The sequence below is a fragment of the Streptomyces sp. NPDC052682 genome (assembly GCF_040678435.1).
In the GTDB taxonomy this organism is placed as follows: Bacteria; Actinomycetota; Actinomycetes; order Streptomycetales; family Streptomycetaceae; genus Streptomyces.
Genome location: NZ_JBFATS010000001.1, coordinates 231,503 through 254,476 on the forward strand (window position 1 = coordinate 231,503; position 22,974 = coordinate 254,476).

Consider the following 22,974-nt stretch of genomic DNA (forward strand, 5'->3'; position numbering starts at 1 on the left):
TCCGTCAGGCCAGCCGGATCACGTTCCAGGACAGCGGCTGAAGTACGGCGGCCAGCGTGCCGTCCCGCAGCGTGGTGCCCTCCACCTGGTGCGGCGTCACCCGGTCGGGCTGCTCCAGGGTGTTGCGGGCGTCGGGGTCGGCGTCCGCGAGGGCGCTGTGCTCGACCACTCGCGTCAGGTCCAGGCCGTTGAGGGCGACTTCGAGCGGCAGCGGCTCGGTGCGGCTGCGGTTGACGGCGAAGACGGTGACCGAGCCGTCCTCGGCGCGCACGGCCGTGGCGTGCAGCAGGTCGGCCTCGCCGTACTTCTGCGTCTGGTACGTCGGGGAGTCGACGCGGACGTCGAGGACCTGGCCGCGGCCGTACCGGGAGGCCTGCGCGAACGGGAAGAATGTCGTCTGCCGCCAGGCCGGGCCGCCCGGCTCGGTCATGATCGGCGCGATGACGTTGACCAGCTGCGCGAGGCAGGCCACGGTGACGCGGTCGGCGTGCCGGAGCAGGGCGATGAGCAGCGAACCGAAGACGACCGCGTCCGTGACGCTGTAGTTGTCCTCCAGCAGGCGGGGAGCCTGCGGCCAGTGGTCGCGGGTGAAGGTCTTGGCGTGCTGCTCCCAGCGGGAGAGGTACCAGACGTTCCACTCGTCGAAGGAGAGGTTGATCTTCTTCTTGGACTTGAGCTTCGCGCCCACGTGGTCGCAGGTGGCGACGACGTTGTCGATGAAGGACTCCATGTCGACGGCGGAGGCGAGGAAGGAGTCGATGTCGCCGTCGTGCGGCTCGTAGTAGGCGTGCAGGGAGATGTAGTCGACCAGGTCGTAGGTCTCGGCGAGGACCTTCGCCTCCCAGTCGGCGAAGGTGGGCATGGACTGGCTGGAGGAGCCGCAGGCGACCAGTTCGACGGCGGGGTCGATCTGGCGCATCGCGCGGGCCGTCTCGGCGGCGATCCGGCCGTACTCCTCGGCCGTCTTGTGGCCGGTCTGCCAGGGGCCGTCCATCTCGTTGCCCAGGCACCACAGTCGGATACCGAAGGGGTCCTTGTCGCCGTGCGCGACGCGCAGGTCGGACAGGGCCGTGCCGGAGGGGTGGTTGGCGTACTCCTGCAGTTCCAGGGCCTCGGCGACGCCGCGGGTGCCGAGGTTGATCGCCATCATGGGTTCGGCCTGGGGGCCGATCTTGCGCAGGAAGCCGATGTACTCGGAGAGGCCGAAACGGTTGGTCTCCGTGGAGTGCCAGGCGAGGTCCAGGCGGCGGGGGCGGTCCTCGGCGGGGCCGACCGAGTCCTCCCACTTGTAGCCGGAGACGAAGTTGCCGCCGGGGTAGCGCACGGCGGTGACGCCGAGTTCGCGGACGAGGTCCAGCACGTCCTGGCGCAGGCCGTCGGCGTCGGCGGTGGGGTGGTCCGGTTCGAAGATGCCGGTGTAGACGCAACGGCCGAGGTGTTCCACGAAGGAGCCGAAGAGCCGGGGGTTGACCTCGCCGACGGTGAAGGCGGGGTCGAGGGTGAAACGGGCGGTTCGCATGGTCGCCTTTCGGGGATGAGGGGTTGCTGTGTCGCGCCTCTAGAGGACTGCCGGCCAACCGTCCTTCGTCCAGCCGAGCTTGTTGATCCCCAGCTTCGGGGTGCCGTTGTCCTGGGCGTCGTAGTAGTGGTACGCGAGCCAGTCCTCGCCGTGGTCCCTGAAGACGGACTGGCCGCCCGGGCCGGCGTAGCGGCCGTGGCCCGACAGGAGGAGGTCGCCGCCGCCCTGAAGCATCGGTGTGCCGGTGCTGTCGGTGTACGGGCCCGTCACCGAGGTCGATCTGCCCACCCTGATCTTGTACGTGGAGTTCGCACCGGCACAGCACGCGTCGTAGCTCGCGAACAGATAGTAGTAACGGCCGTGCCGGACGACGTACGGGCCCTCCACCGCGTAGGGCGCGTCCGGGCGGGTGGCCAGGTGGTGGACGGGGGCGCCGGGCAGGGCCTTGCCGGTCTTCGGGTTGAGTTCGACCATGCGGATGCCGGTCCAGTAGGAGCCGAAGGCCATCCACAGCCTGCCGTCGGCGCGGACGATCGCGGGGTCGATGGCGTTGTAGGGGTCGGTCGTCTCGGAGGTGAAGGCCGTGCCGTGGTCGGTCCAGGTGCCGGGCAGGCCGGAGCGGGAGGTGGCGACGCCGATCGCGGAGTGGTTGCCGCCCCAGGAGGAGACGGCGTAGTAGAGCCAGTAGCGGCCGTCGCGGTAGGAGAGGTCGGGGGCCCAGGGGTCGGCGGTGTCGTTGTACGCGTACCACCAACGCGGCGGCTCGGCGAAGGCGTTGCCGGCGTCGTCCCACTGCCGGCCGTCCCGCGACAGGCGGGCGCCGATGACGCCGCCGGTGGAGTAGGCGACGTACAGGCCGTTCTTCAGGTGGCGGACGGCCGGGTCGTGGATGATCTGCTGACCGGTGATCGGGCGGGGGTCGGGGTACGTCACGTCCGCCCGGGCCGTGGTGGGCAGCAGGGCGAGGAGGGCGGCGGTGAGGGTCGCCGCCAGTCTGAGGGGCTTCAACGGGGTTGCTCCTTACGGGAGTTACTGCCCGGCGAGGCCGGTGTGGGCGACACCCGCCACGATCTGGCGCTGGAAGAAGACGAAGACGATGATCAGCGGCAGGCCCGCCATGAGGCCGCCGGCCATCAGCTGGGCCCACTGGATGCCGTAGGAGTTCATGACGGTGGCGATGCCGTTCGGCATGGTCATCAGGTCGGGGTTGTTGGTCACCATGTACGGCCACAGGAAGTTGTTCCACGAGGCGATGAAGGTGAAGATGCCGACCGCGGCGAGGGAGGGGCGGGACAGCGGCAGCACGATGGTGAAGAAGACCCGCCAGCGGCCCGCGCCGTCGATGAAGGCGGCCTCCTCCAGCTCGCGGGGGACGCCCTGGAAGAACTTGTAGAGGATGTAGACCATCGCGGCGGGCGCGCACTGCGGCAGGATCATGCCCCAGTAGGTGTCGACCATGCCCATCTGCTGGACGGTGGTGAACAGCGGCACGCCGAGGACCGCGGGCGAGACCATCAGGCCGGTCATGACCAGCCCCAGCAGCACGCCCTTGCCGCGGAACTCGGTGCGGGCGAAGCCGTATCCGGCCAGGGCGCTGACCAGCACCACGACGGCGGTGACGCAGACCGAGACCACGACGGAGTTCACGAACCAGTCGGTGAGGTTGCCCGTCTCGAAGATCGCCGACCAGGCCTGGCCCGTCCAGTGCCTGGGCAGCCAGTGCGGGGGCACCTCGACGGCCTCGGTCTCCGACTTCAGCGAGGTGAACAGCGCCCAGACCAGCGGGGCCAGGAAGACGACGGAGACGGCGGCGCCGAGCAGGGTGAGCACGATCTGGCTCGGTGTCCACACCCGGCGGGGCTTGACGCGGACCTGCGTGGCGGTGGTCATCGGCCGCCCTCCTCACGGTTGCGCAGCAGCCACATCCGGGTGAGGGCGACGGCCGCGATGAGCACGAAGAAGATGATGGAGATCGCGGAGGCGTAGCCCACGCGGTAGCTGGTGAAGCCCTGTTCGAGGGTGTACTGGACGAAGGTGCGGGTGGAGTTCTCCGGGCCCGGGCCGAAGTCCATCATCACGACGGCCTGGTCGAAGACCTGGAGCGAGGCGAGGATCTGCAGGGTGACGACGAGACCGGTGATGTTGCGCAGCATCGGCAGGGTGATGCGGACCATGCGGTGCCAGGCGTTCGCGCCGTCCAGTGTCGCCGCCTCGTAGAGGTGGCCGGGGATGCCCTGCAGGGCGGCGAGGTAGAGCAGGAAGCTGAAGCCGACGGTCCACCACAGGGTGGTGATGACGACGGCGAGCATGGCGTAGGCCTTGTCGGTCAGCCATGGGGTGTCGAGGCCGAGGACGTGGTTGATCATGCCGGTGCCGGGGTTGAACAGCCACTGCCACAGGTTGCCCGCGACGGTGGAGGGCAGCAGGAACGGGGCGAAGAAGCACAGCCGCCACAGCCACTTGCCGCGTTCGATGTGGTGGGCGAGCATCGCGAGCAGGAAGGCCAGGACGGTGATGCAGGGGACGACCAGCAGCGTGAAGTAGGCGCTGTGGCCGAGGGCGTCCCACATCAGGGGGTCGTCGAGGGCCTCGCGGTAGTTGTCGAGGCCGACGAAGCTCTCGCTGTCGCCGGTGATGTTGGCGTCCGTGAAGCTGAGGTAGACGCCGCGCAGCAGGGGCCAGATCACGAACAGCGTGAACAGGGCGAGGAACGGGGCGACGAACCAGCCGCCGTGCTGGAAGCCCTGCCCGCGGCGCAGGGTGGCGCCGGCCGCGGCGGCCTTGGCCCGGGCCGGGACGATGACGGTCTGTGCGCTGGTCGTCGTCATGCGACCGCACCTCCTTGCGCGGCGGTCTTCCCGTCCATGGGGTTCTTCATGGCGAGCAGCGCGGTCAGCTCGTTCTTCATGCGGCGGGCGACGGCGTCCGGCTTGGCGGAGCCCGTCGTCGAGGAGACGACGATCGGGCCGACGCGCTGGGCGAGGATGCCGGTGGAGCCGGCGAACCACACCTTCGGCTCGGTGGCCTGGTGGTCCATGGCGGAGACGTACTCGCTCTGCGGGTACAGCTTCCGGTAGGCGGGCGTGGACAGGGTCGGCCGGTAGGCGGGGATGTGGCCGCCGGCGGCCCACTGCCGGGCGTGTGTGACGACGTAGGCGGCGAGCCGGTGGGCGGCCTCGTTCGCGGGGCCGCCGCGGTCGGACTGGTGGGGCAGGACGAAGGCGTGCGACTCGGCGTGGGTGGCGGGCCTGCCGAAGACGGGCGGCAGCGGGGTCGCGCCGTAGTCGACCTTCGCGCCGTCGAAGACGGGCACCGACCAGTTGCCCTCCCAGACGAACGGGGAGCCGTTGACGAACTGTTCGGCGCCGGCGCCGCCGCCGAAGCCCGGGTCGGCGTAGCCGTCGGTGATGTGGCGGCGCAGGAACGCGAGGACCTCGGTGGCCTTGCCGGTGTCGAAGGTGACCTCGGTGCGGGCGTCGTCGAACCAGGTGCCGCCGAGCTGGGTGTAGAAGGCGACGAAGAACCACCACTGGAAGTTCTGGTCGTTGTGCCAGAAGCCGAGGGTCTGCAGGCCCTTCCTGGTGGCCTTCTTCGCCTCCTTCAGCACCTCGAACCACTCGTCGGTGGAGGTGACCGGCACCATCCGGTCACCGGCGCCGAGCAGGCCGGCCTTCTTCAGCACGTCCTTGCGGTAGAAGCAGAGCTGGACGTGGATGTCGAGCGGCAGGGCGTAGAGCTTGCCGTCGATGACTCCGCGCCGCCACAGCGCCGGGTTGAAGTCCTGTTCGCGGACGCCGTACCGGGCGAGGAGGCGGACGTCCCAGGGGTCCAGGAGGCGGCCCGGGGCAAAGCCGGTGACCCGGCCCATGTGCATGACGCCGAGGTCCGGTGCGCGGTTGCCGGCGGCCGCCATGGCGAGCTTGGTGTAGAAGGGGTTGCCCCACTGGAGGGTGGAGTCCTTCACCGCGATGTCCGAGTGGTCGCGGCGGAAGGCGTCCAGCATCGCGATCATGTTGGCGCCGTCGCCGCCGCTGAAGAGGTTCCAGTAGCGCACGCGGGTGTGTGCGGTGGTGGCCAGTGCGTCGGCGCCCGTGCCCAGGGCGGCGAAGCCGAAGCTGCCCGCGACCGTCAAGCCGCCCGCGGCGGCCAGAAGTTGCCTGCGATTCAGGCCAGGTCGTCCCATGCCCTGCCTTGTCTGCTCGAAGCTCGGTGGTCCGGTACGTGCTCGTCCTGTCGTTCGGTATCTCGAATGGCGCTCGTAAGGCCGAACGGACCGTACGATTGCAGCGCTGCAACGTCAATGGGTCGGGCACGAACTCGTCGGTGCGATTTCGGCCGACCCTGGTCGGCGAACTGCACAGCGTGGCGCGGGCAGTTGCGGCCGCGTAGTCTCGAACGGCCTGTGAGCGGCGGCGAGACGGCAGGGGGCGTGATGGACTTCGCGGGCACGCGGACGGGGGCGCTGGGTCCCGCCGAGTTCCTCAGCGCGGTCTACACCTCCTTCTGGTGGATACCGGCCGGGGTGCTGGCCGCCGCTCTGGCGATCAAGCTGCCGACGATCATCCGGCTGTGGAAGGACCCGCTGCTGCGCGCGGTCGGGGGGCTGTTACTGCTGGCCTGCGCGGTGGTCGTGTTCGTCGCGCCCTCGACCATCGCCCGGGTCAACCGGATCACAGGGGTGCCGAACATCTCGGCGCCCTGGGTGTACTCGCTGCTGACCGCGTTCGGCGGCTCCTGTCTGCTGCTGATCACCGCCTGGCGCCACGGGCCGTCCCACCAGTCGGCCGCGACGCGCCGCACCCGGCGCTGGGTGATCTGCGCGTACTCGGGGGTGATCGCCGCGCTGTGGGTGCTGTTCGCCCTCGCGGACGCGCCCGTGGAGCGGCTGCGGGACCTGGACACGTACTACGCCACCACGCCGTACATGCGCGAGATGATCGTGCTCTACCTGCTCGCGCACGCCACCGCCGCGCTGGTCACCGTGAAGGTGATCCTGAACTGGATCCGCGCCGACGGACTGGACGCGTGGCTGCGCTGGGGACTGAAGTTCCTGGGGGCCGGCCAGGCGCTGAACCTGGTCTTCGCCGCCGTCAAGCTGACGGCGGTGGTGGCCCGGTGGACCGGCCACGACCTGGACTGGATCAACCTCAACGTGGCCCCGCTCGCGGCCGGGCTGGCCGCCGTGCTGGTCGCGGTCGGCTTCATCCTGCCGCACGCCGGCCAGTACCTGCACGGCCGCTGGCGGATCCGGCACGCGCACCGCGAACTGCGGCCCCTGTACCTGCTGATGCGCACCGTGCACGGCGGCGGCGTCCCGTTCCTGCTGCGCGCCAGCCCGGAGCTGCGCCTGACGCACCGGGAGACCTTCATCCGCGACGCGCTGCTGCCGATGTCCCGCCGCCTCGACGAGGACCTGCGCCGGCGCTCGTACGACGCCGCACGCGCCCTCGGCCACCCGCCCGAGCGCGCGCGGGCGCTGGCCGCGGCGGTGGCGATCCTCGACGCCGTCGACGCCGGTCCCCGCCCCGAGCGCACCGACGACCCCGACACCACGGAACTGCTCCGCGAGATCGCGGCGGTCTCCCGGGCCCTGCGCCACCCCGACGCCCTCAGGGCCGTGCGCACCCGGGCGGCGGCGCCGGGGGAGACGGTGGCGGTCAGGGAGTAGCCCGGGGGACGGGGCCGGGGGGCTGAGCAGCCCGGGGACCGAGGCCCGGTGGGCACGGGGCAGGTTGCCGAGCAGCCCGAGTCGTCGGGGTGACCGGCTGTCCCCGGGGGCGGAAGACATCGCGGCGCGCCGCCGTCGGCGGGGTTCGGGCGGGCCGGGCCGGCAGGAGCAGCGAGGGCTGCGGCGTACCGGGCCCCGCGCGGCCCCGGCCGAGGTCCCCCCGCCCTCCGGGCGGACCCCCGACGCCCCCTCGCCCGGCAGGGCCGACGTGCACGGCCGGGGTGCCCGCCCCCGCCGGTCGTGGAGGTCACGTGGGTGGCTAGGTGCAGGGTGACTTGGCATAGTGCACAAGTGACCGAGCTACGCCCACGGGAGCAGGGGGAGAACGGTGCGTACGAGGAAGGAGATGCGGCGCCTCGCTGACGCCCTCATCGACCCCATCCGGGTGCCGGTTCCGGCCGATCCCGAGGTCCTGTTCGAGGCGCTCGTCGCGTCGGTCGGCGCCTGGCGGGGCCGTCCGGTCGTCGTCCACCGGGCGGCCTTCCCGCCCCACACCGCCAGCGGACTGTGGCTGGAACGCGACACCCACGACGACGTGGTCATCGACGAACGGGCCGCGGTGTGGCACCAGATCGTGATCCTCTGCCACGAGGTGTGGCACATGAGGAAGCGTCAGGAGGACCAGGCCCGGGCCGGTGACGCCGCCGCGGGCGTCCGGCCCCGGCTCGTCGCGGCCCGTTCCGACTTCAGCCTCGCCGAGGAACAGGAGGCGGACCGTTTCGGCATGCTGATGGGCCGTCGGCTGCGCATCTGGCTGGAGGCCTGCGAGGACTCGGTGTTCGCCGCCCGCGACCACGACACCCAGGACCTGGCCGGACGTATCGGGGCCGCGCTCAACTACCGCGGGATGCGCAGATGACCGGCGTCATCAACTACCTCAGCTGGGGTGTGCTCTGGCTCGGCCTGGTCCTGAAGGCCCCCGACCTGCTGCGCCACCGCGGCGACCCCTACCTGCGGGCGATCTGCGCGGTGCTGGGCCTGGCGGGTCTGTGCTTCCTGCTGGGCGCGCCCCCGACCGTCGGCGCCATCAACCAGCTGACCGGGCTGCCGAACCTGGCCGCGCCGCTGACGTACGCGGCGATCACCGCCTACGGCGCCGCGTCCCAGGTCCTGATCGTCTACTGGCGGGGCGGGCCGCGCGTGCACCGCACCGCCCGCCGCTGGATCCTCGCCTACGCGTGTGTCGCCGTCGGCATCGGGACCATGTTCGCCCTCGGTGAGGCGCCCGTGGAGCGCCGCACCGACCTGGACACCTACTACGCGAGGACACCGTTCATCGCCGAGATGATCGTGCTGTACCTGGTCGCGCACCTGACCGCGGTGAGCGTCACCACCGTCTCGGCGCTGCGCTGGGCCCGCCGGGTGCAGGGGCCGCTGCGGCTCGGTGTGACCGTGCTGGGCCTCGGGTCGCTGTGCGCCGCCGGGTACAGCGTGGCCAAGCTCGTCGCCGTGGTCGCCCGCTGGTGCGGGCGCGACTGGTCGGTGCTCGGCACAGGCGTCGCCCCGGCGGCCGCCGGGCTGGGCGCCGTGATGACGGTCAGCGGTGTCACGCTCCCGCTGCTGGCGCCCCGGCTGACGCAGTGGCGGCGGGCCCGGCGGACGTACGGGCGTCTGGAACCCCTGGAGCGCGAGCTGGACGACCTGCTCACCCGCCGCTGCCTGCGCCTGCCCCGGCCGCGCTTCGCCTCCCCCACCACCCGGCTGATGTGGCGGCAGACCAGCATCCACAACGCGCTCAGCCACCTCGACGCCTACTTCGACCGGAGCCGGTACGACCGGACCCGGCAGGCCGCGCTGCGGGAGACGGGCGACCCGGAGCTGGCCGAGGCCGCCGCGTGGGCCGCGGTGATCGCGGCGGCCGTACGGCACGAGGCGGACTCCGGCCACTGTGGCCGGGCCGTGCCCCCGCTGTGCGAGGCCGACCGGCTGCCCGAGCGCGTGCCCGGGCCGGACGCCCTGGTCCGCATCGCCGACGCGCTGGCCGACCGGGTCCTGCTCGCCGCCGCCCGGGTGCCAAGCGGCACCACCACCACGGCGGGCCCCGTATGAACGGGCCGCGCGAGCACGGAAGCCGGCGGGCGTGAGCGTCGTCGTGTACCTGGCCGCGGGGGTGTCCGCGCTGTCCTGCCTGCTGCTGCTGCCCGGCCGGCGCACCACCGTCCGGTACCCGCTGGCCCTGTCCACCTGCGCGGCCGTCGCCCTGGGCGCGCTCGTCTTCGCCTGCTCCGCTCCGCTGACCCTGGCCGCCGTCAACTCCCTCACCGGCATCCCCAACTTCGGTGCCCCGCTGACCTACGGCATGCTCTCCGCGTACAGCTGCGCGCTGCTGGTCCTGCTGATCAACTGGCGCGGCGGTCCGCGCGAGCGGGTGCGGCGCCTGGTGCTGCGCAGCATCGCCGCCTACGGGCTGCTGGTGGCCGCCATCGTGGTGCTGTTCGCCCGCGCCGACGCGGACACCGAGCGGCTCACCGACCTCGACACGTACTACGCCACCACGCCGTACATGCGCGAGATGATCGTGCTGTACCTGCTCGGGCACACCGCGGCGACGGGGGCGATGTGCGCGGTCTGCGTCAAGTGGGGGCGTGAGGTCACCGGCCTGCTGCGGCTCGGGCTGCGGCTGGTCCTCGCCGGCGCGCTGCTGGACCTGGTGGGCTTTCAGCTGACCAAGTACACGGCGGTGGCGGCGCGTTGGTCGGGTCACGACCTCGACGTGCTGTCCACGTCCGTCGCCCCGCCCATGGCCGCGCTCGCCGCGCTGCTGTGTTCCGCCGGGTTCGTGCTGCCGCGCCTGCTGCCGCCGGCCGTCGCCCACTGGCGCGGGCTGGGCGACTACCGGCGGCTGGACCCGCTGTGGTCGCTCCTGCGGTCCGTGTCCGCCTCCCCCAAACCGCCCGCCGCCTGGTGGCAGCTGCCGCAGGCGCGGCTGCACTGGCGGGAGGTGTGCATCCACGACGGGCTGCTCGCCCTGGCCCCGTACTTCGACGACCGGGTCCGCGAGCAGGCCCGCGAGGCCGCCCTGCGCGCGGGCCGCACCCCGTACGAGGCCCGCCTCGCCGCCGAGGCGGCCATGCTCACCGACGCCGCCCGCCGGGCCGCCGCCCGCGAGGAGCCCCCCGCCAGGCCCAGCACCTACCGCCTGCGCGCCACCGAGGTCTCCGGCACCAGCGGCCTGGTGGAGCTCGCGCAAGCGCTGCACGGGGCCCGTGCCGGCACCGCCGTTCGTGAAGGTACGGTGAACGCCGCGCAAGAGTGACCGTGGCCCAACTCCCATGGCAGCAGCCATGACTGACCCCGAGGAGCCCCATGTCGCGTAGAGCTGTCGTCATCGGTGCCGGCCTGGCCGGCATGCTGGCCGCGGCGGCCCTGTCCCCCGTGGTGGACGAGGTCGTCGTGCTGGACCGCGACGACCTCCCCGACGGGCCGGAGCACCGCAGGGGTCTGCCGCAGGGCCGGCACGCGCATCTGCTCATGGCGGGCGGGATCGCGGCGATGGAGGACCTGCTCCCGGGCGTGGGCGTCCGCAAGCACCTGCTCGCGGCGGGCGCGCACGAGATATCCCTCAGCTCGGGCATGGTGGCCCTCACGCCCGAGGGCTGGCTGCGCCGCTGGCGCCGCGACGGTCCCCGCATGCTCACCTGTACGCGCGCGCTGCTGGACTGGACCGTACGGGACACGGTGGTGGCCCACACGGGCGCCGAGGTGCGCAAGGCCCGGGCGGTGGCCCTGCTGGGCTCCGCGCAGCGGGTGCGCGGCGTCCGCGTCGCGACGGACAGCGGCGAGACGGACCTGGAGGCCGACTTCGTCGTGGACGCCGGCGGGCGCGGGTCCCGGGTCGTCACCTGGCTCGAGGGGCTCGGGGTCACGGGCATCCGGCAGCGGAAGGTCGACGCCGGGCTGGTCAACGCGACCCGTGTCTACCGTGTGCCGGACGGCGCCGAGCGCTTCCCGCTGGCGATCGTGCAGGCCGACCCGTACGTGTCCCGGCCCGGCCGCAGCGGCATGGTCCTGCCGATCGAGGGCGGCCGCTGGATGGTGAGCCTCGCCGGCACCCGGGGCGGGGAGCCGCCGGCCGACCCGGAGGGTTTCCTCCGGTACACGCTGGACCTGCCGGACCCCATCGTGGGCCGGCTGATCTCCGGGGCCGAACCGCTCACCGACGTGCACGTCAGCCGCTCCACCAGCAACATGCGGCGTTATCTGGAGAAGGCGCCGGTGTGGCCGGAGCGCTTCGTGGTGCTCGGCGACGCGCTGGCCACCTTCAACCCGGCCTACGGGCAGGGCATGTCGGTGGCCGCGCTGGGCGCGCGGGTCCTGGCGCGGGAGGTGCTGCGGACCGGCCCCGACGCGCCGGGCCTGGCGCGCCGGGTGCAGCGCGGGGCGGCCCGGTCGGTGGAGGCGGCGTGGTCCATGGCGGTCAGCCAGGACGTGCTCTTCCCCGGGACGGTCGGTGGACGGCCGGGGCCCGCCGACCGGCTCGTGACGGCGTACACGCGCCGCGTGATGAAGGCGGCGACGGGCTCGTACGGTGCGGCCGCCGCCCTGTGGGACGTGATGAGCCTGCGCACCGGGCCGACGCGGCTGTTCCGCCCGGGGGCGGTGCTCGGCGCGGTGACGGGGCCGCCGTTGCCGCCGCTGGCGCAGGCACCGCTGACGGACGGCGAGCGGGCGGTACTGAGGCAGTTGGACCGGACGGGGCTGTGAGTTTGGTGCTGGCCGCGGGCCTGCCCGGGTCGCAGCCGCGCGGCCCTGCGGCGGTCAGCCCAGGCCGGTCCGGGCCGGTGGTGTTAGCCGCGCGCCTGCCCGGGTCGGCGCCGGGGCGGCTCGGCGCAGCCGCGCGGTCCTGGGGCGGTCAGCCCGCGAACGGCGGCTGCGGCAGCCCCTTCCCCGCGCCCGGCACCACGAACAGCGAGCCGGCCAGCGCGGGCGGCGAGGCCAGGCCGGTCCGGGCCGTCGTGATGTACAGGTCGGTCAGGTCCGGCCCTCCGAACGCGCAGGCCGTCACCAGCGGCACCGGCAGCTCGATCACCCGGTCCAGTTCGCCGCCGGGCGTGTAGCGGCGTACCGCCGAGCCCTGCCACAGCGCGACCCACACGCACCCCTCCGCGTCGACCGTCAGGCCGTCGGGGAACCCGGCGCCCTCCTCGATCTCGGCGAACGGCCGGCGGCCGGAGATCCGGCCCTCGGCGTAGTCGAAGACGTCCACGCGCCGGGTCGGGGAGTCGATGTAGTACATCAACCGCCCGTCCGGGCTCCAGCCGGTGCCGTTGCTGACGGCCACGTCGTCGAGGACGACCTCGACCGTGCCGTCCCCGGTGACGCGGGACAGCGTGCCGCCGCCCGGTGCCTCGTCGTAGCGCATGGTGCCGGCCCACAGCGCGCCGTCGGGCGCGACGGCGGCGTCGTTGGCGCGGCGGCCGGGGACCGGCTCGCGGTGCAGCCAGCGGAAGGTGCCGTCGGGGTCGAGGAGACCGACGCCGTCGCGCAGGTTCAGCGCCAGCCCGCCGCCGGCACGCGGCTTGACCGCCCCGACGTGCTGTTCCGTCCTGCGGACCGACCGGCGGCCGGTGGCCGGGTCGTAGGTGTGCACCCGGGAGCCGAGGATGTCGATCCACAGCAGCCGGCCCGCCGCCGCGTCCCACGTGGGCCCCTCGCCCAGCTCCGCCTCGGCCCGGACCGCGACCTCGTACGCCGTCCCGGCGCTCATCCCACGCTCCGGTGACCGAGCCGCTCGGACAGCTCCGCCGCGCCCTTGACGGCGAGCTGCTCCAGCTCGGCCAGGCGCTCCTCGCTCCAGCGGATCATGGGTACGGAGATGGACAGTGCCGCGACGACCTGCCCGGTGCGGTCCCGGACCGGCGCGGCGACACAGCTGACGTCCGGGTTGGACTCGCGGCTCTCCACGGCGATGCCCCGCTGCCGGATCTCGGCGAGGGTCTCGCGCAGGGCGGCCGGGTCGGTGATGCTGTTCGGCGTCATCCCGACCAGCTCGGCGTCGTCGGGGATGCGCGCGGCGAGCTCGTGCTCGGGAAGGGAGGCCAGCAGCATCTTGCCCACGGAGGTGCAGTGCGCGGGCAGCCGGCGCCCGGCGGCCGACACCATCCGCACGGCGTGCGTGGAGTCGACCTTGGCGATGTAGATGACGTCGGTGTCCTCCAGGATCGCCACGTGCACCGTCTCGTCGCAGGTCTCGGCGACGGACCGGGCCACCTGCTGTCCCTCGGCGGCGAGGTCCAGCTGCTCGGCGTACCGGGCACCCAGCTGGTACGGACGGACGCCGAGCCGGTAGCGTCCGGGCTGGCCGGGCACGGGGACGATGTACTTCCGGGCGGCGAGCGTGGTGACCAGCTCGTGCACGGTGGTGCGCGGCAGCTGGAGCTTGCGCACGATGTCGGGGGCGGAGAGCGTGCCGTCCCCGTCGAGGAAGAGCTCGAGAATGTCGAGAGCCCGGGTCACGGCTGGTACGAGGCGTCCCACGACCGGCCCCCTCCCTTGGTGTCTGCAGCTGCGTTCGAGATTTCAACAGCCGATCGGAATAACGAACACAGGCTACTCAAGCGTGTTTGCCGGGGCAATGGCCCTGCGCGCCGGGGCATCTTTCGGCGCGAACCCGCACGTGGAGACCACGACAGCAACTACTGTCTTCGCCGTGAGGCACGTCACAACGTGCCGCACCCTGATGCGGCTGGGGTGGGAGCCTGCGCACAGGTGAGCGTTCTGGGGGGTTACATGCACACCATGGTCAAGGGCTCGAACGCCGCTCTGGGAGCCCTGAGCGACAACGTCGGTTCCGTGCTGGTCAGCCTGGGCTGGGGCAGCCCGACCGGTGAGGGCGACGCCGACGTCTCCGTCCTGCTGCTGGACGCAGGCGGCAAGGTCCGCGGCGACGGGGACTTCTGCTTCTACAACAACCCCGTGGCGGCCGGCGGCAGCGTGCAGCTGCTGGGCAAGGAGCCGACGGCGGACGGCAGCGAGGACCGGATCGGCTTCGACCTGACAGCGGTCCCCGCCGACGTGGAGCGGATCGTCGTGGCCGCGAGCCGGTACGAGGGGGCCCGCTTCGGCGAACTGGAGGACCTGAAGCTGACGTTGTCCGACGCGGCCGGTGAGCACCTGCTGCGGTTCGTCATCGACGACCCGGGCCCGGTGAGCGCCATCATCTTCGGCGAGCTGTACCGGCGCGCCGAAGAGTGGAAGTTCCGCGCCGTCGGGCAGGGGTACGCCACCGGCCTGGCCGGCCTGGCGACCGACTTCGGGGTCGACATCGAGGACGACGAAGCCGACCGGGCGGACCCGGCTGACGACCGGTCCGCCCCGGCGATCCCGGCCGCCGTCGAAGCGGCAGTTCCTCCGGCGGGGCTGGACGCCGTCCCGGCCCCGCGCCGCCCGGTCGAGGAGGAGCTCGCGCCGCCGAAGACGGCCGCCCGGCCCCGTACCGCCAAGAAGAAGGTCACGCTGCCCAGGACCGCCGGGAAGTCGCTGGCGGAGAACGAGTCGTGGCGGGCGGCCAGGCTGTTCCCCGTGTCGGTGCTCAAGAGCGACCGCGACCGGGAGACGCGGGCCACCTCCGTGCTGTTGTCGGTGATGGCCCAGGTGCCCGAGTTCGGCAGGCGGCTCACCGCCGCGTTCGGGGCACCGGCCGGCCGCATGGAGACGTTCACCGAGGTGTCGCTCCCGCACGGCGACTCCCCCCGGCGCCCCGACGGGGTGATCCGTGTGGAGCGGGCCGGCAAGCTGTGGACGGCGCTGGTCGAGACGAAGACCAACGGCAACGCCCTCAAGCCCGAACAGGTCCAGGCCTACATGGACATCGCCGCCCGACGGGGCTACGAGGCGGTGATCACGCTCTCCAACGACGTAGCCCTGGAGGGCAGTCCGCTCGTCGACGTCAGGATCGACGGGCGGCGCAAGCACAAGGTGGCCCTCCGGCACCTGTCGTGGGCCGAAGTAGCCCACCAGGCGCAGATGCTGATCCGTCACGAGGGCGTGGGGAACGCGGCACACGCCTGGCTGCTCCAGGAGCTGCTGCACTACCTGCAGCACGACAACTCCGGCTGTCACGGCTTCCAGAACATGGGCTCGGCCTGGGTCCCGGTGCGCAACGGCATCGACGACGAGACCCTCTGCCAGGGCGACCCGCGCACCCTGGAGGTGGTGGAGAGCTGGGAGCGGCTCATCCGCCAGGTGTGCCTGAGACTCGGCGGTGAGCTCGGCCAGAAGGTGCTGCCCGTCCAGCGCGCCCGGCGCGGCACCGACCCCGCCGCCCGCCGCGCCCGGTCGGCCGACCAGCTGTGTCTGGAGGGGCGGCTGCACGCGGAACTGCGGATCGAGGAGGCACCGGGCCTGCTCGCCATCGGCGCGGATCTGCGGACGGGCAGGCTGCGGACGTCGATCGAGGTCCCGGCGCCCGAGCAGGGATACCCGCTGACCTGGGCCAAGCGCCTGATCAGGCGCCTCGCCGAGGCACCGGCGGACCTCCACATCGAAACCCTGGTGGACGGCGAGACGGGCGGCCCCCGCGGGACGCTGGAGCGGCTGCGGCCGGAACCGGGGGACCTGCTGCCCAAGGACCCCGCGACCCGCATCACCGGTTTCCGCCTGTCCCTCTTCAAGGGCATGGGCAGCGGCCGCGGCAGCGCGGAGACCGGCTTCATCCGCAGCGTGGACGACGCGGTGCACCGCTTCCACACCACGGTGGTGGTCCACCTCGACCGTCCGGCGCCCCGGCGGGCCGCGACCTCCTGAGCGCCGCCGCGCGTCTCCACCCGGGCCAGGGAAGTGTCGGCGAGGCGGCGCCCTCCGGGTCGGTCGCCGTCCGGGTCGTGCGCGGGTCGGCGACGATGGGTCTCATGCCCGCCGCGAAAACCCCCGCCGGCCCGTTCACCCCGCGCGACTTCCAGCTGGTCCTGCTGCGCCGCATGGCGGACCACAACCCGGACCTGGTGGAGGACGCCCGCCGCGCCCTCGGCGCCTCCCTCACCGAGATGCGCGAGGCGAACAAGCGCTGGCAGGCGATGGTCCGCTCGCCACGCGCCCGTACGGCCCTGTCTCGCTACCGCTCCGTCCTCGGCGCGCCCGAGTCGGTCGCCCCGCGCCGCATCGGCGACCTGGACTGCGAGGCCTGGCAGTGGCCCCTGCCGCTCTGGCCGGACCTGCGCTTCGAGGTCGTCACCGGCCCGCACCACGCGGTGTGGAACGAGTGGCTGGTCCGCGCCCCCGATGCCCCCGGTCCGTCACTGGGCACCCTGGAGGACCTCACCCCCTGGTCCTGCACGATCGACGAGGCGGCCCGTGCGTTCTCCCCCGCCCGGCCCCTGCAGGGCTCCGCCCCCACGCGCTGGGGTCTGGCCTTCACGGCCCCGGACCGGCGGGGGGCGCGGCACGAGGTGGTGGCGGAGTTCACGTGGGGGCTGCTCCAGCGCACGCGCATCGACGGGTAGCCGCCGCGCACACGGATCAGCGGGTGGCCGCCGCCAGGATGCCCTCCACGACCGGTCCCACCGACCCGGGATGCAGGAACAGGAAGAAGTGCGGCTCCACGAGCTCCAGTTCCATCACGCACGGCTCCCCGTCCTGCCCGTCCACCAGGTCCACGCGCGCGTACAGCAGCTCCGGCGCCCCCGGCACGGCGGCCAGCGCCCGCTCGGCGACGGCGAGTTCGGCCGGGGTCGGGGTCCACGGCTCCAGGTCCGGGTGGGGCACCTTGTCGGCGTCGTACGCCGTGCCCGGCGTCAGCACCGCGCCCTTGCGGCTGGCGTGCAGGAACCGCCCGCCGATGAAGAGCAGCGGCCGCTCGCCGGCGGTGTCGACACTCCGCACATACGGCTGGATCATGGCCGTGAACCCCTCGGCGTGCAGACGCCGGAGGTGCTCCGTTGCGGTGTCGTGCTGGTCGGGGGTGTAGCGGGCGGCGTAGCGGGCGCCCGCGCCGGAGGTGGGCTTGATGACGTACTCGTGGTCGCGGGGCAGGTCGGCGGGCTCGCCCGGGGCCGTGTAGCGGGTGGGGACGGTGGGCACGCCGGCCGCCGCGAGGTCGCCGAGGTAGCGCTTGTCGGTGTTCCACCGCACGACCTCCGGCGGATTGGCCAGCCGGGTCAGCTTCCCGCACCGCTCCACCCACGCCGCGAACTGAGCCGCCCGCCAGTGGTAGTCCCAGGTGGACCGGATGACGGCCAGGTCGAAGGCGCCCCAGTCCACGGCGGGGTCGTCCCAGGGCACGGCGACGGCCTCGGCACCGGCCTCCCGCAGGGCGTCCACCAGGACCGCCAGGTCGCTGTCCAGGGTGGGCTCGGCCCCGGGGTCGTAGGTGACGAGTGCGATACGGGGCACGGTGGGCTCCCTCGGTGACGGACGGCTGACCGACCGGCAAGCCAAGCGCACCCCGCGCAACCGGGGCAACCGAATTGACCTTCCCCTTCGGTGAAGCCCCAGCATCGGGGGCGGGAACCGGAAGGAGCGTGCGAGGTGCACGGACCCATGCTGACGATCGGCGCCTTCGCCAGGGCGTCCCGCCTCTCGCCGAAGGCCCTGCGGCTGTACGACGAACTGGACCTGCTGCGGCCCGCCCGGGTGGACCCGGACACGGGCTACCGGTACTACGCGGCCGAGCAGCTGGAGCGGGCCCGGCTGGTGGCCTGGCTGCGGCGGCTCGGCATGCCGCTGGCCGGCATCCGGCACGTGTGCGCCCTGGAGCCCGCCGACGCCGCCCGCGAGATCCGCGCCCACTGGGCACGGGTCGAGGCTCAGACGGCGATGCGGCGGGACCTCGCCGCGTTCCTCATCGACCACCTGTCGGCAGAACCGGGAAAGGACCCCGCCATGCTGGAACTGCGCTACTTCGCCCACTCCGACCCCGGGCACGTCCGCCCCGCCAACCAGGACACCGCGTACGCGGGCACCCGGCTGCTGGCCGTCGCCGACGGCTTCGGCCCGGCGGGTGCCCCGGCCAGCGGCGCCGCGGTGGAGGCCCTGCGCTTCCTGGACACGGCGGACATCCCGGCGGGCGGTGTCCTCGACCTCCTGGACGACGCGGTGCGCGGCGCCGCCGAGGCCGTCCGGGACGTGGCGGAGGGCACCGAGGAGGCCGGCACGACCCTGACGGCCCTGGTGTGGACGGGCTCACGGCTGGCTCTGGCGCACATCGGCGACTCCCGCGCCTACCTGCTGCGCGACGGGCGGCTCTCCCGCATCACCCACGACCACACGCTCGTCCAGTCGATGGTCGACGAGGGCCGCCTCACCCCGGAGGAGGCCGCGACCCACCCCCAGCGCACCCTCCTGCTCAAGGCCCTGACCGGCGGCGGGCCGGACGCCTTCCCCGACCTGTGCCTGCACGAGCCCCGCCCCGGCGACCGGTACCTGCTGTGCTCCGACGGGCTGCCGGCCGTCGTCCCCGACGACCGCGTCCACGCCCTGCTCGCCTCGCACCCGGCCCCCGACCAGGCGGTCCACGCCCTGGTCGCCGCGGCGAACGAGGCCGGCGGCCCGGACAACGTCAGCTGCGTGGTGGCCGATGTGGTGGACAGGGGCGCCTGACCGGGCCGGTTCGGGTAGGACTCGTGGCAAGACCTCCCGTGCGGAACAGTCGCGCGGCAGCGACAGACAAGGAGTGCCACGCGTGTCCTCCCTCTTCCCGGCCCTGGCGGGCGGGCCGGCCGGCCGGCCCGCCCTGCGGTTCGGCGCGCGCTCACTGACGTACGGGGAACTCGGCGCGGCGGCCGGCGCCCTGGCCGGCCGGCTGCGGGGCGGCCGCCGGGTCGCCGTGTGGGCGACGCCGGACCTGGAGACCGCTGTCGGTGTGGTGGCGGCGCTGCTGGCTGGAGCGGCCGCCGTACCGCTGAACCCCAGGTCCGGCGAGCGGGAACTCGGGCACATCGTGTCCGACAGCGCGCCGGACCTCGTCCTGGCGGCGCCGGGTGCCGCACTGCCCCCGCCCGTACGGGACCTGCCGCGCGTGGACGTCGAGGTGCACGGCACCGGACCCGGGAGCGTGCCCGGGGAGCACGCCGGCGAGGGCGATCCGGCGCTGATCGTGTACACCTCGGGCACCACCGGCCCGCCCAAGGGTGCCGTCCTCCCGCGCCGGGCCGTCGCCGCGACCCTGGACGCGCTCGCCGACGCCTGGCAGTGGACCGCCGACGACGTCCTCGTCCACGCGCTGCCGCTGTTCCATGTGCACGGCCTGGTGCTGGGCACGCTCGGCCCGCTGCGGCGCGGCGGCTCGGTGCGGCACCTGGGCCGGTTCAGTACCGAAGGCGTGGCGCGGGAGCTGAACGGCGGCGCGACCATGCTGTTCGGCGTGCCGACGATGTACCACCGGATCGCCGAGGCACTGCCCGGCGACCCGGAGCTGGTCAAGGCGCTGACCGGGGCGCGGCTGCTGGTGTCGGGGTCGGCCGCGCTGCCCCTGCACGACCACGAGCGGATCGCGGCGGCGACCGGGCGGCGGGTGATCGAGCGGTACGGCATGACGGAGACACTGATGAACACCAGCGTCCGGGCCGACGGCGAGGCCCGGCCGGGCACCGTCGGGGTGCCGCTGCCCGGGGTGGAGCTGCGGCTGGTGGAGGAGGACGGGTCGCCGGTCACGGCGGACGACGGTGAGACGGTGGGCGAGATCCAGGTGCGCGGGCCGAACCTGTTCACCGAGTACCTGAACCGGCCCGACGCGACGGCCGCCGCGTTCACGGACGACGGCTGGTTCCGCACCGGCGACATGGCGGTGCGCGAGCCCGACGGGTACGTCCGGATCGTCGGCCGGAAGGCGACGGACCTGATCAAGAGCGGCGGCTACAAGATCGGGGCGGGTGAGATCGAGAACGCCCTGCTGGAGCACCCCGGGGTGCGGGAGGCAGCCGTCACCGGGGAGCCGGACGCCGACCTCGGCGAGCGGATCGTGGCGTGGATCGTGCCGGCCGATCCCCAGGCGCCGCCGGCGCTGGAGGAGCTGGCCGGCCATGTCGCCCGGCGGCTCGCCCCGCACAAGCGCCCGCGCGTCCTGCACCACCTCGACGCGCTGCCCCGCAACGACCTGGGCAAGATCATGAAACGGGCGCTGGGTCGGAGCTGACACGTTCGGTCGCCGCCCCGCCCGCAGCGCCCCCGATCCACCCGTACAGCGGCACCCCGCCCGGCCCCCTTGAGCAGGCGCCCCCGCCGTGCCGCCCGCACGATGCCAGTGGAGGGTCGCCGCCCGGCGCGGCCCTCACGGTCTGCGCACTCGGGAGGATCCGCCGTGACCGCCAGCCTGGAGCAGTTGCGCCGCTGCCACTTCGCCGTCGACCTGGGAGCGGCCCGCACCCGTGTCTACGTCAAGGGTGCCGGGCTCGTCGTCGACGAGCCGTCCGCCGCCGCCGTGAACATGCGTACCGGCGCGCTGATCGCGGTCGGCGAGTTCGCGGAGAAGATGACGGGCCGCACCCCGGACTACATCCGGGTGGTCCGGCCGGTCTCCGGCGGTACCGTCGTCGACATCGAGATGGCGCAGCGCATGCTGCGGCACCTGCTCGGCGACAAGATGCGCCGCACGCTGCGCCGCAAGCCGTTCCTGCGGGCCGCCGCCTGCACCCCGCACGACGCCGACCCGCTGGCGCGGCGTGCCGCCATCGAGACACTCGTCGGGCTCGGGGCCCGCAGGGTGGAACTCGTCGACACCCTGATCGCCGCCGCCGTCGGCTGCGGTCTGCCCGTGGAGCGGGCCGAGGCCACCATGATCATGGTGTGCGGGGCGGCGGCCACGCAGGTCGCCGTGCTCTCGCTCGGGTCGATCGTGGCCGCCGAGCGGATCCCGGTGGGCGGGGAGGCGGTGGACCACGCGATCGTGCAGCACCTGCGGCACGAGCACGAGCTGATGCTGCCCAGCCAGTCGGTACGTCCGCTGCAGCTCGCCCTGTCCGGCAACGGCCTGACCCCGCACGGTCCGGCCTCCACGGAGGTCCACGGCCGGGACGTCGCCACCGGCCTGGCCCGCTCCGTGCGCATCGACACCGCCGCCGTCCGGGTCGCCATCCAGACGCCGCTCACCGCCGTCCTCGACGGCATCGGCAAGGTGCTGCGGGGCTGCCCGCCCGACCTGGTCGCCGACCTCGCCGACCGCGGCATCACGATGGTCGGCGGCAGCGCCCTGCTGCCGGGCCTGGACGAGATGCTGCGGCAGGCCACGGGCATGCCGGTGCACATCGCCGAACGCCCCGACGTGTGCGCGGTGCAGGGTCTGGGCCACATGCTGGAGGGCAAGATCACACCGATCGCCCTCGACCCCCTGGCCCCCTGACCGCAGGGCTTCACGACGCCCCGTACGGGCGTGCGGTGGCGCCCCGGGCGCACAGGCCTCAGCAGGCGAACCAGCAGCGCACCGTCGTCCCGTCGGCACCGGTGTGCAGGCGGACCAGGTCGGCGACGAGGTTGACCAGCAGCAGTCCGCGTCCGCCGCGCTGGTCGCGGGGGGCGGGGCGGCGGCCGGCCAGGGGGTCCGCGAGCCGGCCCCGGTCGCGGACCTCGCACACCACGTACCCGTCCTCGGCCCACACCCGCAGCGTCCCGGTGCCCCCGCCGTGCACCACGCTGTTGGTGGTCAGCTCCGCCGCGGCGATCGCCAGGTCCTCCAGCTTGACGCCCGCGAGCCCGAGCCGCGCGCCCTCGCCGGTGGCGACGTGCCGGGCGTGGGAGAGGCTGTCGGAGTCGAAGGGGAACACCAGGGCGTCCGCGACGGGCGTGAGGGGCTCGTTGTAGCGGGCCACGACGTCGTCCGGGGCGTAGGCGCCGCTGGCCTGTCCCGCCCGGGAGCCGGTGGGAATGACCACGGGGTGGGTGGCGTACGCGTCGGCGAGCACCTGCTCGGGCAGGCCCCGGGCGTCGTAGGGACACAGGATGGTCGCCGTACGGCCCCGGAAGGCCGCGTTGATCAGCGCCTCGTGCTGGGCACAGGCCGGGTACTCGGTGTCGGAGCGGCCGGCCCAGATCGGCTCGCCGATGATCCGTACCCGCCGGCCCTCCGGCTGGGCGTCGGCGAAGGCCCGCAGCACCCCGGGGATGATCCGGCCGGGGTTGCGCCCGGCCTCCCGCATGTCCAGCATCCGCACGGCGCCGGCGTCCTCGCCCAGCGCGTCCCGGATCAGCGCGAGGTTCTTCCCGGGCACCGCGACCGCCACCGGGTCGCCGGCCTCCAGCCCGTCGCGCACGAAGGAGACGGTGCCGTCGAGGTACTCGCCCTCGTCGCGGTAGAACAGGGCGGGGTGCACGAACGGCTCGACAGAGCCGAAGGGTTCGGCCACGGCACTCATGACATCGACACCTCGATTGCCGGAAGGTCGGGCCAGAACAGCTCCAGCACCCGTCGCAGCGCGGGTGGCGGCCGGTGCAGCACCAAGCGCCGTCCGTCCCGCAGCCGTTCGGCGGCGGCGACGAGCGCGCCGGCGCCCGCCACGTCGACGAACGTCACGTCGGACAGCTCCAGGTAGTACACGTCCTCACCCTCGCGCACCGCCTTCTCCAGCACGCGTTCCCATTCCGTGCGTGTCGTCAGACCCACCTCCCCCGCCGCGCGGACGCCGCTGCGCCCGGACAGCGGGGACACCGTCAGGTGCACCGCAGGGAAGGATCCCGGCGCCACCTGGTGCTGAGTATCCACGCCTGACTCCCACGCCCGTCTCCCGCACTTTCGAACCACAGCGCATGTACCCGGCCCGGAGCGGCCCATGCGTGAAAGGGGGTGTGTACCGCGCCGTAC

Annotated in this window: 20 protein-coding genes; 10 read left to right on the forward strand and 10 right to left on the reverse strand. The window is 73.3% G+C overall.

Features of this window, described 5'->3' with window-relative positions; translation table 11 throughout:
* Positions 1 to 4: 4 nt before the first annotated feature.
* The 5 genes from AB0K80_RS01000 to AB0K80_RS01020 are packed head-to-tail and all read right to left on the reverse strand — an operon-like array spanning position 5 to position 5,702.
* Entirely contained in the window at positions 5 to 1,519 is a 1,515-nt protein-coding gene (locus AB0K80_RS01000; RefSeq protein WP_365664498.1) for an alpha-N-arabinofuranosidase, read from the reverse strand.
* Positions 1,520 to 1,558: 39 nt separating this feature from the next.
* The gene (locus AB0K80_RS01005) at positions 1,559 to 2,527 is read right to left on the reverse strand and encodes an arabinan endo-1,5-alpha-L-arabinosidase (RefSeq protein WP_365664500.1); all 969 of its coding nucleotides are present in this window, start codon (positions 2,525 to 2,527) and stop codon (positions 1,559 to 1,561) included.
* A 21-nt stretch (positions 2,528 to 2,548) separates the two neighbouring features.
* Positions 2,549 to 3,409 carry a carbohydrate ABC transporter permease gene (locus tag AB0K80_RS01010; RefSeq protein WP_365664502.1) on the reverse strand — a complete coding sequence of 287 codons (861 nt, stop codon included), beginning with the start codon at positions 3,407 to 3,409 and terminating at the stop codon, positions 2,549 to 2,551.
* On the reverse strand, positions 3,406 to 4,347 hold the full coding sequence (locus AB0K80_RS01015) for a sugar ABC transporter permease (RefSeq protein WP_365664503.1): 942 nt from the start codon (positions 4,345 to 4,347) through the stop codon (positions 3,406 to 3,408). The genes AB0K80_RS01010 and AB0K80_RS01015 overlap by 4 nt, the downstream gene beginning before the upstream one ends.
* Positions 4,344 to 5,702: an extracellular solute-binding protein gene (locus AB0K80_RS01020; RefSeq protein WP_365664505.1), complete on the reverse strand. Its 1,359-nt coding sequence runs from the start codon at positions 5,700 to 5,702 to the stop codon at positions 4,344 to 4,346. Before AB0K80_RS01020 ends, AB0K80_RS01015 begins: the two co-directional genes overlap by 4 nt.
* A gap of 249 nt (positions 5,703 to 5,951) precedes the next feature.
* Here AB0K80_RS01020 and AB0K80_RS01025 point away from each other — a divergent pair, with 249 nt between their 5' ends.
* From AB0K80_RS01025 to AB0K80_RS01045, 5 genes are all read left to right on the forward strand, one after another.
* Positions 5,952 to 7,187 (forward strand): DUF6545 domain-containing protein, encoded by a 1,236-nt coding sequence (locus tag AB0K80_RS01025; RefSeq protein WP_365664938.1) that lies wholly within the window; start codon positions 5,952 to 5,954, stop codon positions 7,185 to 7,187.
* Between the two features lie 406 nt (positions 7,188 to 7,593).
* On the forward strand, positions 7,594 to 8,106 hold the full coding sequence (locus tag AB0K80_RS01030) for a toxin (RefSeq protein WP_365664507.1): 513 nt from the start codon (positions 7,594 to 7,596) through the stop codon (positions 8,104 to 8,106).
* Positions 8,103 to 9,296 carry an MAB_1171c family putative transporter gene (locus AB0K80_RS01035; protein ID WP_365664509.1) on the forward strand — a complete coding sequence of 398 codons (1,194 nt, stop codon included), beginning with the start codon at positions 8,103 to 8,105 and terminating at the stop codon, positions 9,294 to 9,296. Before AB0K80_RS01030 ends, AB0K80_RS01035 begins: the two co-directional genes overlap by 4 nt.
* 31 nt (positions 9,297 to 9,327) lie before the next feature.
* Positions 9,328 to 10,503 (forward strand): MAB_1171c family putative transporter, encoded by a 1,176-nt coding sequence (locus AB0K80_RS01040; protein WP_365664511.1) that lies wholly within the window; start codon positions 9,328 to 9,330, stop codon positions 10,501 to 10,503.
* Positions 10,504 to 10,553: 50 nt separating this feature from the next.
* Positions 10,554 to 11,951 (forward strand): FAD-dependent monooxygenase, encoded by a 1,398-nt coding sequence (locus AB0K80_RS01045; protein ID WP_365664513.1) that lies wholly within the window; start codon positions 10,554 to 10,556, stop codon positions 11,949 to 11,951.
* Between the two features lie 148 nt (positions 11,952 to 12,099).
* Here the strand turns inward: AB0K80_RS01045 and AB0K80_RS01050 are convergent, their stop codons facing one another.
* A complete protein-coding gene (locus AB0K80_RS01050) occupies positions 12,100 to 12,954 on the reverse strand; it encodes an SMP-30/gluconolactonase/LRE family protein (protein WP_365664514.1) in 855 nt (284 codons plus the stop codon).
* Complete coding sequence (locus AB0K80_RS01055) at positions 12,951 to 13,724, reverse strand: IclR family transcriptional regulator (protein ID WP_365664515.1); 774 nt, start codon at positions 13,722 to 13,724, stop codon at positions 12,951 to 12,953. The genes AB0K80_RS01050 and AB0K80_RS01055 overlap by 4 nt, the downstream gene beginning before the upstream one ends.
* A gap of 252 nt (positions 13,725 to 13,976) precedes the next feature.
* On the opposite strand from AB0K80_RS01055, the gene AB0K80_RS01060 reads away from it, so the two are divergent.
* Both AB0K80_RS01060 and AB0K80_RS01065 read left to right on the forward strand, forming a co-directional pair.
* A complete protein-coding gene (locus AB0K80_RS01060) occupies positions 13,977 to 15,992 on the forward strand; it encodes a TerD family protein (protein WP_365664940.1) in 2,016 nt (671 codons plus the stop codon).
* Positions 15,993 to 16,096: 104 nt separating this feature from the next.
* Positions 16,097 to 16,687, forward strand: coding sequence for a hypothetical protein (locus AB0K80_RS01065; protein ID WP_365664517.1), 591 nt, complete (start codon positions 16,097 to 16,099; stop codon positions 16,685 to 16,687).
* A 16-nt stretch (positions 16,688 to 16,703) separates the two neighbouring features.
* Here the strand turns inward: AB0K80_RS01065 and AB0K80_RS01070 are convergent, their stop codons facing one another.
* Positions 16,704 to 17,576: a hypothetical protein gene (locus AB0K80_RS01070; protein ID WP_365664519.1), complete on the reverse strand. Its 873-nt coding sequence runs from the start codon at positions 17,574 to 17,576 to the stop codon at positions 16,704 to 16,706.
* 147 nt (positions 17,577 to 17,723) lie between these two features.
* Between AB0K80_RS01070 and AB0K80_RS01075 the strand changes: the two genes are divergently transcribed.
* The 3 genes from AB0K80_RS01075 to AB0K80_RS01085 all read left to right on the forward strand — a co-directional run bounded on the left by AB0K80_RS01075 (position 17,724) and on the right by AB0K80_RS01085 (position 21,519).
* Positions 17,724 to 18,782 (forward strand): MerR family transcriptional regulator, encoded by a 1,059-nt coding sequence (locus AB0K80_RS01075; protein ID WP_365664942.1) that lies wholly within the window; start codon positions 17,724 to 17,726, stop codon positions 18,780 to 18,782.
* A gap of 82 nt (positions 18,783 to 18,864) precedes the next feature.
* Positions 18,865 to 20,316 carry an acyl-CoA synthetase gene (locus AB0K80_RS01080; protein WP_365664521.1) on the forward strand — a complete coding sequence of 484 codons (1,452 nt, stop codon included), beginning with the start codon at positions 18,865 to 18,867 and terminating at the stop codon, positions 20,314 to 20,316.
* Positions 20,317 to 20,481: 165 nt separating this feature from the next.
* Entirely contained in the window at positions 20,482 to 21,519 is a 1,038-nt protein-coding gene (locus AB0K80_RS01085) for a rod shape-determining protein (RefSeq protein WP_365664523.1), read from the forward strand.
* Positions 21,520 to 21,577: 58 nt separating this feature from the next.
* On the opposite strand, the gene AB0K80_RS01090 is transcribed toward AB0K80_RS01085, so the two are convergent.
* The gene (locus AB0K80_RS01090; protein WP_365664525.1) at positions 21,578 to 22,528 is read right to left on the reverse strand and encodes a sensor histidine kinase; all 951 of its coding nucleotides are present in this window, start codon (positions 22,526 to 22,528) and stop codon (positions 21,578 to 21,580) included.
* Entirely contained in the window at positions 22,525 to 22,875 is a 351-nt protein-coding gene (locus tag AB0K80_RS01095; RefSeq protein WP_365664527.1) for an STAS domain-containing protein, read from the reverse strand. Before AB0K80_RS01095 ends, AB0K80_RS01090 begins: the two co-directional genes overlap by 4 nt.
* Positions 22,876 to 22,974 lie beyond the last annotated feature (99 nt).